The organism is Amycolatopsis rhabdoformis (genome assembly GCF_035918295.1).
In the GTDB taxonomy this organism is placed as follows: Bacteria; Actinomycetota; Actinomycetes; order Mycobacteriales; family Pseudonocardiaceae; genus Amycolatopsis; species Amycolatopsis rhabdoformis.
Genome location: NZ_CP142149.1, coordinates 3,731,948 through 3,746,383, shown reverse-complemented (window position 1 = coordinate 3,746,383; position 14,436 = coordinate 3,731,948). Strand labels below are relative to the sequence as shown.

Genomic DNA, 14,436 nt, shown 5'->3' with positions numbered 1-14,436 from the left:
CGCCGAGCCCGGTCAGCGCCCACTGTGGACAGTCGGGCGACGCGACTTCCCGGCCGGCCGTCGACTCGCGCGCGCCTTCGTGAACACTATTCGACTTCTGTGTTACGGACATCCTGCCGAAACCAGGCTCGGGTGATTGTTCCGCCGTTCGAGTTGCGGCCGCGCCGAACGTGTGGGAGCGGGCGGAAACTCCGTCCGGCCGGACCGTTTCGCCCGACCGGGTGGCGGGTACAACGGTAAAAGGCCCCGCTGTCAAGGGCTTTGAGGGAATCAGGCACACTGACCGTGCTCGCGTTCGCAGGGGAATCAGCACAGCCAAAGTCTGTACAAAGAGGGGCGTTGCCATGACCGGCCGGCTCGGTATCGACGACGTCAAGCCCACCGTCAGCTGTGGTCGGTATCCGGCCAAAGCCGTTGTGGGAGAACACTTTCCGGTGTCCGCCACGGTGTGGCGCGAGGGCCACGACGCAGTGTCGGCCACCGTCGCGTGGCGCGGTCCGGGCGACCGCGTGTCGCGGCAGACGCGGATGGCCGAGCACGGCAAGGGATTGGATCTCTTCGCCGCCGTGATCGTGCCCGACACCGAGGGCCTCTGGACCTACCGCGTCGACGCGTGGAGCGACCCGTGGGCCACGTGGGAACACGCCGTGGAGGTCAAGATCGCGGCGGGGCAAGGACCCGAGGACCTCGACAACGACCTCGAGAACGGCGCGCGCCTGCTCGAGCGCGTGTCCCGCCGTCCCGAGCGCCGCGCCGAACGGGCGCTGCTCGCGGGCGCGGCCGCGGATCTGCGCGCCGTCGACCGCGATCTCGCCGAGCGCGTGGGCGCCGCGCTCTCGCCCGAGATCCGCCGGCTCATGCACGAGTTCCCCGTGCGGGAACTGATCACCAAGGGCAAGCCGCTCAAGCTGTGGGTGGACCGCAAGCGCGCCGCGTTCGGTTCCTGGTACGAGTTCTTCCCGCGGTCCACCGGCGGCGTCGACGAGCACGGCAACGCGGTGCACGGCACGTTCGCCACCGCCACCCAGTCACTCGATCGGGTGGCGACCATGGGCTTCGACGTGGTCTACCTGCCGCCGATCCACCCGATCGGGCGAGTGAACCGCAAGGGCCCCAACAACACTCTCGTCGCCACCCCCGACGACGTCGGCTCGCCGTGGGCGATCGGCGCCGACGAGGGCGGCCACGACGCGATCCACCCGGAGCTCGGCACGCTCGAGGACTTCGACGCGTTCGTGGCGCGGGCGGGGGAGCTGGGCATGGAGGTGGCGCTCGACCTCGCGCTGCAGGCCGCGCCCGACCACCCGTGGGTGCTCAAGTACCCGGAGTTCTTCACCACGCGGCCCGACGGCACGATCGCCTACGCCGAGAACCCGCCGAAGAAGTACCAGGACATCTACCCGATCAACTTCGACAACGACCCGCGCGGCATCTACGACGAGGTGCTCCGCGTCGTGCTGCACTGGGCGTCGCACGGGGTGCGCATCTTCCGGGTCGACAACCCGCACACCAAGCCACCGGACTTCTGGGCGTGGCTCATCCAGTCGGTGAAGGACGCCCACCCGGACGTGCTGTTCCTGGCCGAGGCGTTCACGCGCCCGGCGCGGCTGTGGGGCCTGGCGAAGCTCGGCTTCACCCAGAGCTACACCTACTTCACCTGGCGCACGACCAAGGAGGAGCTGACCGAGTTCGGCACCGACCTGGTCGAGCACTGGAACGAGGGCCGGCCCAACCTGTTCGTGAACACGCCGGACATCCTGCACGAGTCGCTGCAGCACGGCGGCCCGGGCGTGTTCGCGCTGCGGGCGGCGCTGGCCGCCACGCTGTCGCCGACGTGGGGTGTCTACTCCGGGTTCGAGCTGTTCGAACACCAGCCGGTGCGTGCCGGCAGCGAGGAGTACCTCGACTCGGAGAAGTACCAATTGCGGCCGCGCGACTTCGAGCGGGCGCTGGCGGAGGGCCGCTCGCTGGAACCGTGGCTCACGAAGCTCAACACGATCCGCAAGACCCACCCGGCGTTGCAGGGCATGCGGACCCTGCGGTTCCACCACGTCGACAACGGCGCGCTGCTCGCCTACTCCAAACAGGACCCGGCGACCGGCGACACCGTGCTCACCGTGGTGAACCTCGACCCGCACGGTGCCCAGGAAGGCACCCTGTGGCTCGACCTCGAGTCGCTCGGCTTCGACTGGCACGAGCGGCTCATCGCGCACGACGAGGTCACCGGGGAGACCTGGGACTGGGGCCAGGCCAACTTCGTCCGGCTCGAACCGTGGCGTGCGGTCGCGCACGTGGTCGCGGTCCGCCGCCGGCTCGCGGGATAACCGGGCTTCGAACCGAATTTTTCCAGCCACCCTGCACGCACGGCACGCGGCAGGGACGATCGAACGTACCGCCGAACGCGGGACGAGGTGGAGTTTGATGGACGACGAGAGCCGGCCCGACGCAGCTCTGGGCCTGGACGGCGTACCGCACACGGGCGAGGCGATGACCGCCGAGGGCCTGCTCGTGGAACCCCAGGCGAACGAGTTCGCGCACGCCGAAGAGGCACCGCGTGATCCGCACTGGTTCAAGGGCGCCGTGTTCTACGAGGTGCTGGTGCGCGCCTTCACCGACTCGAACGGTGACGGCACCGGCGACCTGCGCGGCCTCGCCAGCCGGCTCGACTACCTCGAGTGGCTCGGCGTCGACTGCCTGTGGCTGCCGCCGTTCTACGCGTCGCCGTTGCGCGACGGCGGTTACGACATCAGCGACTTCCGCTCGGTGCTGCCGGAGTTCGGCACCGTCGAGGACTTCGTGTACCTGCTCGGCGAGGCGCACAAGCGCGGCATCCGCGTGGTCACCGACCTGGTGCTCAACCACACCTCCGACGCGCACCCGTGGTTCCAGCAGTCGCGCTCGGACCCCGACGGCCCGTACGGCGACTACTACGTGTGGAGCGAGGACGACTCGCGCTACGCCGACGCGCGCATCATCTTCGTGGACACCGAGACGTCGAACTGGACCTACGACCCGGTGCGCGGCCAGTTCTACTGGCACCGCTTCTTCAGCCACCAGCCGGATCTCAACTACGAGAACCCGGCCGTGCAGGAAGCGATGATCGACGTGCTGCGGTTCTGGCTCGACCTCGGCATCGACGGGTTCCGGCTCGACGCCGTGCCGTACCTGTTCGAGCAGGAGGGCACCAACTGCGAGAACCTGCCGCGCACGCACGAGTTCCTCAAGCGCTGCCGCAAGGTCGTCGACGACGAGTTCCCCGGCCGCATCCTGCTGGCCGAGGCGAACCAGTGGCCCTCGGACGTGGTCGAGTACTTCGGCGACCCGGACGTCGGCGGCGACGAGTGCCACATGGCGTTCCACTTCCCGCTGATGCCGCGCATCTTCATGGCGGTGCGGCGCGAATCGCGGTTCCCGATCTCGGAGATCCTGCTGCAGACCCCGCAGATCCCGAGCGGCACGCAGTGGGGCATCTTCCTGCGCAACCACGACGAGCTCACGCTCGAGATGGTCACGGACGAAGAGCGCGACTACATGTACTCCGAGTACGCCAAAGACCCGCGGATGAAGGCCAACATCGGCATCCGCCGGCGCCTGGCGCCGCTGCTGGACAACGACCGCAACCAGCAGGAGCTGTTCACGGCGATGCTCCTTTCGCTGCCGGGCTCGCCCGTTCTGTACTACGGTGACGAGATCGGCATGGGAGACAACATCTGGCTCGGCGACCGCGACGCGGTCCGCACACCCATGCAGTGGACGCCGGACCGCAACGCCGGCTTCTCCTCGTGCGACCCGGGCCGCATCTACCTGCCCGTGATCATGGACCCGGTCTACGGCTACGAGGCGCTCAACGTCGAGGCCCAGTCGAACAACGCGTCGTCGCTGCTCAACTGGACGCGGCGGATGATCGAGGTGCGCAAGCAGCACCACGCGTTCGCCGAGGGCGACTTCGTGGACCTCGGCGGGTCGAACCCGAGTGTGCTGGCGTACAAGCGCCAGTGGCGCCGGCCCGACGGGTGCATGGACGTGGTGCTGTGCGTGAACAACCTGTCGCGGTTCCCGCAGCCGGTGGAGCTCGACCTGTCCGGCCACCGCGGTTCCGTGCCGGTGGAGCTCACCGGCGGGGTGCGTTTCCCGGAGGTCGGTGAACTGCCGTACCTGCTCACGCTGCCCGGTCACGGGTTCTACTGGTTCCAGCTCCTCGAGCGGGAAGCCGAAGGCGAAATGAGGTGAGTGCCTTGACCGACCACGCGGACCTGGTCGAGCAGCTCGTCGCCGAGCTGCCGTGCTGGCTTCCGGCGCAGCGGTGGTTCGCGGGCAAGGACCGGCCGATCACGGCCGTCCGCGCGCTCGCGGCCACGGAGCTGGTCGAGGGCGACCCGCAGCTGCTGCACGTGGTCGTCGAGGTGGTGCAGGGCGACCGGACCGAGCCCTACCAGTTGCTGGTGGGGCGCCGCTCGCACCCGCCGGAGATCGCGTCCTCGGCCTGGCTCGGCGCCGACGGCGGCCTCAACTTCTACGAGGCCACCGGCGACGCGGACCTGACCGCGGTGCTGCTCGACCACATCGTGGCCGGCGACCGCGTCGGCCCGCTGGTGTTCGAGCACGAGGCCGGCGCGCGGCTCACCGGCGGGCTGCGCGCGCGGCCCATCACGTCCGAGCAGAGCAACACCTCGCTCGTGTACGGCGGGCAGTACATCCTCAAGCTGTTCCGCAAGCTCAGCCCCGGCACGAACAAGGACCTGCTGCTGCACCGCGCGCTGCAGGCGGCGGGCTGCGAGCACATCGCCGAGGTCGTCGGGTCGATCACCGGTGAGCTGGCCGGGCAGCCGGCGACGATCGGGATGCTGCAGGTGTTCCTGCCCGACGCCGTCGACGGCTGGGCGATGGCCACCACCAGCGTGCGCGACCTGCTGGCCGAACCCGAGCTGCACGCCGACGAGGTCGGCGGTGACTTCGCGGGGGAGGCCGAACGCCTCGGCGCGGCCGTGGCGCACGTGCACACCGACCTCGCGGCGGCGCTGGGCGCGCACCCGGTGGACGAGACCGAGCTCGACCGCACGGTGGCGGGCATGAGCGAGCGCCTCGACCGGATCGCGGCCGAGGTGCCGCAGCTGGCCGAGCACGCACCCGCGCTGCACAAGGTGTTCGACGCGTTGCGCGACCTGCCGCCGGGGCGGCCGGGGATCTCGATGCAGTACATCCACGGTGACCTGCACCTGGGCCAGGTGCTGCGCACCGTCGGCGGCTGGCTGCTGCTCGACTTCGAGGGTGAGCCGGCCGCGCCGCTGGAAGAGCGGCACGCACTGCGCTCGCCACTGCGGGACGTCGCGGGCATGCTGCGCTCATTCGACTACGCGGCCCGGCAGCTGCTCGTGGGCCAGCCGGAGGACCCGGCCACCACCGAACGCGCGCTCGAGTGGGCGCGCCGCAACCGCACTGCTTTCTGCGACGGATACGCCGCGGCCGCCGGCCGGATCGGCGACCCGCGTGAGCACGGAGAGCTGCTTCGTGCGTTCGAACTCGACAAAGCGGTGTACGAAGTCGCCTACGAGCACGCGAACCGGCCCGACTGGCTGGCCGTGCCCATGGCGGCGATCGCCCGCATCGCCCACGGAGGTGAGTGAAGACGTGAACGCGGCTCCTCGGGATCTACCCGAAGCGGCTCCGTCCCCGCAGGACATCGACCGGCTGCTGGCCGGCTCGCACCACGACCCGCACTCGGTGCTCGGCGTCCACGCGCAGGGCACGGTGGGGGCCGGTGCGACGAGCCCCGGCCGGGTCGTGGCGCGGGCGCTGGTGCCCGGGGCGAAGGCCGTGTCGGTGCTGGCGGGGGACCGCCGGTTCCCGCTGGAGCGCGTGGCCGACGCGTTGTTCGCGGCGCCGCTGCCCGAGCACCCCGGCGACTACCGGCTGGAGATCGGCTACGACGGGCACACCGTGGTGACCGACGACCCGTACCGCTGGCTGCCCACCGTCGGCGAGCTCGACCTGCACCTCATCGGCGAGGGCCGGCACGAACGGCTCTGGGACGTGCTCGGCGCTCACGTGCGCTCCTACGACACTCCACACGGGACGGTCGGGGGCGTCTCGTTCGCCGTGTGGGCGCCGACCGCGCGCGGCGTGCGGGTGATCGGCGACTTCAACGGCTGGGAGGGCCGCGGGCACGCGATGCGCTCGCTCGGCTCCTCGGGCGTGTGGGAGCTGTTCGTGCCGGACGTGCCGGTGGGCACCTGCTACAAGTTCCGGATTCTCGGCGCCGACGGGCACTGGCACGAGAAGGCCGACCCGATGGCGTTCGCCACCGAGGTGCCGCCGGCCACCGCGTCGAAGGTCACGAAGTCGGCCTACACCTGGACCGACGACGAGTGGGTCGCCCGGCGCGAGGCCACGAACTGGGCCGACGCGCCGATGAGCGTGTACGAAGTGCACCTCGGTTCTTGGCGGCCCGGCCTGGACTACCGCGAGATGGCCGACCAGCTCGCCGACTACGTGACCGACACCGGCTTCACCCACGTGGAGTTCCTGCCGGTGGCCGAGCACCCGTTCGGCGGTTCGTGGGGCTACCAGGTCACGTCGTACTACGCGCCGACCTCGCGCTTCGGCTCGCCCGACGACTTCCGCTACCTCGTGGACCACCTGCACCAGCGGGGGATCGGCGTGCTGGTGGACTGGGTGCCCGCGCACTTCCCGCGTGACATCTGGGCGCTCGCGCGCTTCGACGGCAGCCCGCTCTACGAACACGAGGACCCGCGCCGCGGCGAGCAGCCCGACTGGGGCACGCTCGTGTTCAACTTCGGCCGCAACGAGGTGCGCAACTTCCTGGTGGCCAACGCGCTCTACTGGCTCGAGGAGTTCCACCTCGACGGCCTGCGCGTGGACGCCGTCGCGTCGATGCTCTACCTCGACTACTCGCGCAAGGACGGCGAGTGGCTGCCCAACGAGTACGGCGGCCGCGAAAACCTCGACGCCGTGCGGTTCCTGCAGGAGCTCAACGCGACCGTGTACCGCCGCCACCCCGGTGTGGTGATGGTGGCCGAGGAGTCCACGGCGTGGCCGGGTGTCACGCGGCCGACCCACTTGGGCGGGCTCGGGTTCGGCTTCAAGTGGAACATGGGCTGGATGCACGACACGCTGCGCTACCTCGGCCACGAGCCGATCCACCGCGCGTACCACCACAACGAGATGACGTTCTCGCTCGTGTACGCGTGGAGCGAGAACTTTGTGCTGCCGCTCTCGCACGACGAAGTGGTGCACGGCAAGGGATCCCTGTGGGAGCGGATGCCGGGTGACGACTGGAACAAGGCGGCGGGCCTGCGCTCGCTGCTGGCCTTCATGTGGGCGCACCCGGGCAAGCAGCTGCTGTTCATGGGCGGTGAGTTCGGGCAGCCGCGGGAGTGGTCGGAGTCGCGCTCGCTCGACTGGCACCTGCTCGACGCACCGCTGCACCGCGGGGTGCAGGACCTGCTGCGGCGGCTGAACACGATCTACCGGTCCACCGGCGCGCTGTTCAGCGGCGACGTGCGCCCGGAAGGCTTCCAGTGGATCGACGCCAACGACTCGGCCGGCAACGTGCTGAGCTTCCTGCGCATCGGCTCCGACGGCTCGCGCCTGGCGTGCGTCGCGAACTTCGCGGGCGTGCCGCACCACGACTACCGCGTGGGCCTGCCCGCGGCCGGGCGCTGGACCGAGCTGCTGAACACCGACGCCGAGGCCTACGGCGGGTCGGGTGTCGGCAACCTCGGTGCGGTGGAAGCGGTCGCGTCACCGTGGCACGGCCAGCCGGCGTCGGCCGTGCTGCAGCTGCCGCCGAACGGTGTCCTGTGGTTGCTCGAGGAGGCCACCTCCACCGTACAGTGACGTTGTCGGAAAATTCCTCACGTTGACTCTTGTCGGTGAGCGCTGCTCCGGGTTAGCTTTGTTGTGATCCACAACAAACCCGGGGTGGCGCCGCCAGGCCGCCCCTCGAGTGACGAGGGATGAAGACGATGAAGTCTCTGAAGACGTCTGCCCGATGGCGGCTGCTGGCGATCCCGGCGGCATTGGCGATGGCGGCGGGGCTCGCGGCCGCGCCGGCCGGCAACGCGGCACCCGCGAGCCCCGCGGCCGCGTTCACCGACGACTTCGACGGGCCCGCGGGCAGCCCGGCCGACGGCTCGAAGTGGAACTACGAGACCGGCGACAACGTGAACAACCACGAACGCGAGTGGTACACCTCGGGCGCGGCCAACGCGGCGCTCGACGGCCAGGGACACCTGGTGATCACGGCGAAGAAGGAAAGCTCCGGCAACAACTGCTGGTACGGCCCCTGCCAGTACACCTCGGCGCGGCTCAACACCTCCGGCAAGTTCTCCACCGGCTCGGGCCACGTCGAGGTCCGCATGAAGCTCCCGCGCGGCCAGGGCATGTGGCCCGCGTTCTGGATGCTGGGCGGCGGCAACTGGCCTGCCGACGGCGAGATCGACGTGATGGAGAACATCGGCAAGGAGCCGAACACGGTCCACGGCACGATCCACGGCCCGGGCTACTCGGGCGCCAACGGCATCGGCGCCGCCTACAACGGCCCGAACTTCTCCGACGGCTTCCACACCTACGCGGTGGACTGGTCCACGAACAAGATCGTGTGGTCCGTCGACGGCAACGCCTACGAGACCCGCACCCCGGCCGACCTGGGCGGCAACAAGTGGGTCTACGACCACCCCTTCTTCCTCATCCTGAACCTCGCCGTGGGCGGCGACTGGCCCGGTGACCCGGACGGCGGAACGCAGTTCCCGCAGCAGCTCGTGGTCGACTACGTGCACGTGAGCTGATCGTCCATTCCGGACTCTTGCTCGCCGGCACGGTTTCCTGACCACCGGACGCCTCCGCGAAATTCGGGCCGCGGCGGCGGGCGGAGATCGCACGGGCGCGGATCTCCGCGGCTTCGCCCGGCTCAGCTTGCGGCGAGCCGGGCGAAGCTCCGGAACCCACTGTGCTCTCGGAACCCGCTGTGCTCCCGGAACCCACGGTGCTCCCGGGATCCCGGTGCTCGGCATCCACAGTGGACTTGTCGACAGTGGACCTTCCGCAGTGGTCCTACAGCCAGCCGCGGTCCTTCGCGTTCATGCCGGCCTGGAACCGGGTCGTGGCGTTGAGCTCGGTCATCAGCCGTTGCACGCGGCGCTGGGTCGTGCGGGGGCTCCAGCCGAGCGCGCGGCCGATGCCGGCATCGGTCTGGCCGGCCGCGAGCAAAGTGAGCAGCGTGGTCGTCTCGGGATCGCGCTCGGGCGCCGGGTCGGTGAGGGCTTCGGTGATGGGGACGGCGCGGTCCCACTCCGCTTCGAACAGCGTGACGAGCGCGTCGAGCAGGGCCGAGGCGTGGATGATGTACGCCGCGTCGACGACGTGCGGTGACGAGCTGATCGGGATCACCGCGACCTCCTCGTCGGCCATCACCATCTTGATCGGCAGCTGCGGCCGGACGCGCGAGCGTTCGCCGTGGGTGCCGCTCAGGAGGATGTCGTTCTGCAGCCGGCCGGGGTAGGCGATCGCCTCGCGGTCGTAGATCACGCGGAAGACGACGCCGGCCCTGAGCCGCTGCCGTTCCAGGTCGAGGTTCTCGCCGGGCACGCTGACGTAGGGCGGCCGGTCGAACCCGCGGATCTGGGTGCGGGCCTCGTCCTGCAGTCGCCGCACGCGGGCGTCGAGGTTCTCCGCGCCGGTGACGACCTCGACGAGCTCGGCCGGGTGGGTGAACCGGCTCGCTTCGCGGTGCACCTCCATGAGGTCCTCGATCATCGCGCGGGCGCTGCGCAGCTCGGCCGCGCGTTCGGCCGCGAGCGCACCCAGTGCGATGTCGGGCGCCGCGGCGAGGTAGCGCGCGGGGCGGCCCGGCACCCGGCTCGCCATGCCGCTCGCGGTGAGCCGCGAGAGCGCCCGCGTCGCCTGCTGGGCGGAAAGTCCGCATTGTTCCGCCAGGTCCACGGCCCGCGTGCGTGGGTGGCCGAGCAGTGCCGTGTACACGCTGGCGTCGGCGGGCGGGATGCCGAGGGCGTCGAGGTCTCGCGACTGCTGGCGGGAACCCGCCACCTGGCGACTATTGGTCACGGTGGCTATCTTGCGCCACCGGGCGCGTGACTGGGAAATTGATCCGATCACTGGCCGACCACTCGGTGCTCTCCCGCCCGTGAACGCCGGTGCCTCCCCACTCGCCGACCCCGGTGGTCCTCCACCCCGGTGCCCTCCCCGTCCCCCCGACCCGAAAGGGAGCCAGGTGCCCCGCGCCCGAACGATCCCGTTTCGCCGTGTCCTGACCGCGGTCACCGCCGCGGCGACCTTCACCGGTCTCGCCGTCGCCCCGGCCACCGCCGCGGCGCAGCCCGATCAACCACCCCCGTCCAGACACGTCGCGATGCCCGACGGCGGCGGGATCACCGTCGACCCCGACGGCGCCGCGACCCGCACCGACGCCCACGGCAAGACCGTCGCCAAGACCGTGCTCGCCTTGCCGCAGGGCACCTCCGCGCTCGGCAGCCTCGCGGCGACCGACGACGCCGTGCGCGCCGCGTTCACCCAGAGCACCGCGCCCGCCTCGTCGGGCGACCTGCTCGTGCAACTCGCCGGCTCGACCGCGGTCACCGGCACCCCGCTCGCGGCCGGCCGCCGCGCGGCCAAGACCTCGGACACCGGCGTGAACGCGGCGCTCGCCGCCGTCGGCGCGACCTCCGTGGAGCCGGTGTTCCCCGCCGCCACCGACGTGCCCGCGCTCGCCAAGACCGTGCTCGTGCACCTGGCCGACAGCCGGCACACCGACGCCGCGGCCGCGAAGCTCGCCGCCACACCGGGGGTGGCGAGCGCGCAGCCCAACCGCCGCGTCTCGGCGATGTCCACCGGCCCCGTGCCGGTGCCGCAGCCCGCGGTGAAGGCGGCGAAACTGCCGCAGGCGCACCAGAAACCGCCGGCCGGCCTGCCCACCAACTACGGCGTGACGTCCTCGGCCCAGAGCTACCTCAACGCCGGTGGCACCAACGCGCTCGCCGCGTACAGCCTGCTGGGCACGAAGTCGGGGCATCTGCCGGGCAGCGGCGAGATCATCACCAACGTGTCGATCGGCGACCTGACCGACCAGGGCATGGCCGACGCGGGTGACACCTACGTGAGCAACTACGGCCCGACCACCGTGGTGCAGGGCGGGCAGCGCTACCTCGACCTGCCGTCGATGCCGCTGATCCCCACCTACACCTCCGATTCCTCGGGCCGGCTCGACCCGCTCGGCTCCGCCGAAGGCGAGGACCCCGCGCTCGGCGAGGTGCTGCTCGACTTCGGCGTGATGGCGCCGCTGCCGCACAACGCGCAACGCGCCGGCGCCCAGGGCGACGGGTTCACCGACCTGCTCGGGATCGCGCCCGGCGCGCAGTACCGGCTCGTGGTGCCGCAGGACCCGACGCTCGACCAGATCTCCGTGGCGCTGCTGGCCGCCGCGCGCCAGACGCCGCGCCCGGACGTGATCACCGCGAGCCTCGGCGTCGGCACCGACAGCGCGGGCTTCCCGGGCCGCTACCTCGAAGACGACCCGGTGGCGCAGGCCGTGATCAGCACGATCGTGAACCAGTACCACATCGTGGTCACCATCTCTTCGAACGACGGCACGCGCCTCTACACCCCCGCCGCAGTCGGCCCGGACGGTGGCAGCACGCCCACCGACGTCACGAAGGACGCCCGCGCCACCACGGACATCGCGGACGACCAGTTCTCCACCACGCCGACGAAGGTCCTCGACAGCGGTGCGATCGCCGTCGGCGGCACCACGCTCGACGACACCCTTGCCGTGCCTCAGCCGGCCGGCGGTGCGGCCGCGCACAACCCGACCTTCGCCACCACCCGCACCGACGGCGGCGGCGCGTTCTCCTCGGGCTTCGGCAGCCGCGTGGACGTTTCCGCGCCCAGCGACGGCATCCTGGTCATGGAGCACACCCAACGCGGTGCCGCGCAGGACGTGACCCCGGTGCTCAACGGCGGCACGTCGGCGTCCGCGCCCATGACCGCGGCCGCCGCGGCGGTGGTGCTGCAGGCCGGGAAGCTCGCCGGCCGCTCACTGAGCCCGGCCGACGTCCGGTCGGTGCTCCAGCACACGGCGCGGCCGGTGGCGTCGCCGCCGCAGATGGACCGGCCCGTGACGGTCGGCCCGCAGATCGACGTGGCCGCGGCCGTGCAGTCGGTGCTCGGTGGCCGCCGGGGCCGGATCGACCCCGCGATCGCCGGCGTGTCGGTGGCGCACCGCGTGACCGTGGGCGGGCTCGGCGGTTCCTTCACCGAGAACGCCGACGGCGGCCGGATCGACCTCGACACCGGCGGCACGGGGGAGGGGCTCGTGGGCCCGGTCACCGTCGGCGCCGACGTGGTGGGCGCGCCGGACGGCGCGACCTACGTGCTGAAGATCCACGGCCACGAGTTCGCCTCGGCCGTGCCCGCCGTGCGGCTGAGCCCGAAGGAGATCCTGGCGGCAGCGGGACTTCCGGTGATGTCCACTGTGGACCGCTCGGTGCCCGTGACCTTCGAGGTCCGCTCGGGCCACCGCGTGGTCGCGTCGGCTCCGCAGACGCTCACCTTCGGGCCCACCGACGGCACCTACGCCGAGGCCCTCGCCCCGGTGGCGCCGGCGACGGTGGCCGTGGGCAAGGACGTGCGGGTGCACTACGACCTCACCGGCGTGCGGAACCTGTCGAACCCGCAGGTGGTCGTGTCCACGCTGGGGCACTGGAACCCGGTCAGCGCACCGCTGTTCGGCACGGGCTTCGTCGCGCCGGTCACCGCGACCTCCGGTGACGTGGTCGTGCCGGCCAGTGCGTTCGCCGGTGGTGCCGGGATCTACGGCGTCGGGATCGTGCAGCGGTCGGTGACCGGTACCGCGGGTGATCCGACGTATGGCGAGTTCACCGCGATCCGTGTCGGCGGTGCGGCGCAGCGACCGGACGCGCCGACCCTCACGGCGGGCGCGTCTTCGGGCCACTTCCTGGAGATCACGCGGGCGGCGCCGGCGTTCTCGCTCGGCTACGACGTGCGCGGCGTGCCGGGTGCGGCCGGTGCGGCGGTGGAGGTTTCGGCGCCGGCACCGACGTTGTACAACTCGTTCAACACCGTGACCAACGCCAACGGCGACCGGCGGGACGCCGGCGGCCCGAGTGCGGGATCCGTGGCGTACCAGCAGCTTCCGGCGCGCAACGGGGTCGCGAAGCTCGACGCGGTGAAGCTCGGCCTCGGTGGTTCGGTCGGCTACGACGTGCGCGTGTTCGCCACGGACAAGCACGGCAAGGTGCTCGGCCAGGCTTCGCCGACGTCGTTCCTCGCGCTCGACGACGGCTACACGCCCGGCGACACCGTGGTGACGAGCTTCGCCGCGGCGGCCCAGGGCCTGTCCTTCGTCGCGCTGCGCGAGCCGGGCGGCGGCGAGTCGGTGCAGGCGTACGACGCGGTGAAGGGCACGTACGGCCGGGTCTTCACCTCTGATGCGTCCGGCGACGGCGGCTACCAGGTGCTCGGTGCGGACGCGACGGCCCACCGGCTGGTGCTGCTGCACTTCACCAACGCCGGGTGGACGCTGGAAACGTACGACACCTCGTCCGGGCAGCAGGTGGCTTCGGTGACCGCCGAGGGCTACTCGGTGCAGGGCGGGCGCGTGGACACGACCCGGCACCGCGCGGCGATCCTGGCCAAGCGGACGGTGGACAACACCGATTTCGTGCTGCCGCTGACGGTGGCCGACGGTGCGCTCGGCACTCCGCTGCTCGCGGACCCGCCGGGTGCGGTGGCGGGCGCGTTCAAGATGATCGAGCTCGACCAGGCCACCGGGCTGGTCTACCTCGCGCGCACCGGCGGCGGGCCGATCTGCTTCGGCGGGGGAGCGGCGTCGATGGCGGCGGTGGACCTCGACTCGGGCGAAGCCCGGCTGTCGGGCGCGGGCAGTGTGTGCGCGAGCGCGATGGCGTACGACGACGGGGCGAACAAGCTGTACCAGCTCGTGTACCGCTCGGTGAGCCTCAACATCGTCGGCACCACCTCGCTCGGCTCGGTCGACGGCGCCACGCTGACCGCGGGTGACTCGTTCACGGTGCGCCAGCAGCAGGCGGCGTTCCTGGCCGTGGACGGCGTGCACCACCTCGGGCTGGTCGCGTTCCGCACGCCGCCGGTGATCTCGCAGTTCGGCAAGGTCGGCGGCGTGATCACCGACAACAACGCGACGAGCCAGCTCGCCGTGATCGATCTCGCGACCGGCAAGCAGGTGTCGGTGGTGTCGGGGCTGAACTTCGTGTCGAGCCCGTTCGGCGGCGAGTACAACTCGCTCACCGAACGCTCGGTGCAGCTCGACCCCGCCACGCGCACGGGCTGGGTGCCGTCCTACGACGGGAGGCAGCTGCAGCAGTTCAAGTACTGAGTGGTGCGCCTGGCGGGATCGGTCCGGTG

6 protein-coding genes and 1 pseudogene are annotated in these 14,436 nt (G+C 71.2%); 6 read left to right on the top strand and 1 reads right to left on the bottom strand.

What is annotated here, in order from left to right:
• Positions 1–344: 344 nt before the first annotated feature.
• The 5 genes and pseudogenes from VSH64_RS17075 to VSH64_RS17055 form a co-directional block, all read left to right on the top strand.
• Positions 345–2,324, top strand: a complete 1,980-nt coding sequence (locus VSH64_RS17075; RefSeq protein ID WP_326836596.1) for a maltotransferase domain-containing protein — start codon at positions 345–347, stop codon at positions 2,322–2,324.
• A 97-nt stretch (positions 2,325–2,421) separates the two neighbouring features.
• Positions 2,422–4,230: a maltose alpha-D-glucosyltransferase gene (gene treS / locus VSH64_RS17070; protein WP_326836595.1), complete on the top strand. Its 1,809-nt coding sequence runs from the start codon at positions 2,422–2,424 to the stop codon at positions 4,228–4,230.
• Positions 4,231–4,235: 5 nt separating this feature from the next.
• On the top strand, positions 4,236–5,624 hold the full coding sequence (locus tag VSH64_RS17065; protein ID WP_326836594.1) for a maltokinase N-terminal cap-like domain-containing protein: 1,389 nt from the start codon (positions 4,236–4,238) through the stop codon (positions 5,622–5,624).
• Between the two features lie 4 nt (positions 5,625–5,628).
• A complete protein-coding gene (gene glgB / locus VSH64_RS17060) occupies positions 5,629–7,857 on the top strand; it encodes a 1,4-alpha-glucan branching protein GlgB (RefSeq protein WP_326836593.1) in 2,229 nt (742 codons plus the stop codon).
• 188 nt (positions 7,858–8,045) lie between these two features.
• Positions 8,046–8,804 (top strand): annotated as a pseudogene (locus tag VSH64_RS17055) (glycoside hydrolase family 16 protein); the annotation flags it as partial.
• Positions 8,805–9,072: 268 nt separating this feature from the next.
• Here VSH64_RS17055 and VSH64_RS17050 read toward each other — a convergent pair.
• Positions 9,073–10,083 carry a helix-turn-helix domain-containing protein gene (locus tag VSH64_RS17050; protein WP_326836592.1) on the bottom strand — a complete coding sequence of 337 codons (1,011 nt, stop codon included), beginning with the start codon at positions 10,081–10,083 and terminating at the stop codon, positions 9,073–9,075.
• Between the two features lie 166 nt (positions 10,084–10,249).
• On the opposite strand from VSH64_RS17050, the gene VSH64_RS17045 reads away from it, so the two are divergent.
• Positions 10,250–14,407 (top strand): S8 family serine peptidase, encoded by a 4,158-nt coding sequence (locus VSH64_RS17045; protein ID WP_326836591.1) that lies wholly within the window; start codon positions 10,250–10,252, stop codon positions 14,405–14,407.
• Positions 14,408–14,436 lie beyond the last annotated feature (29 nt).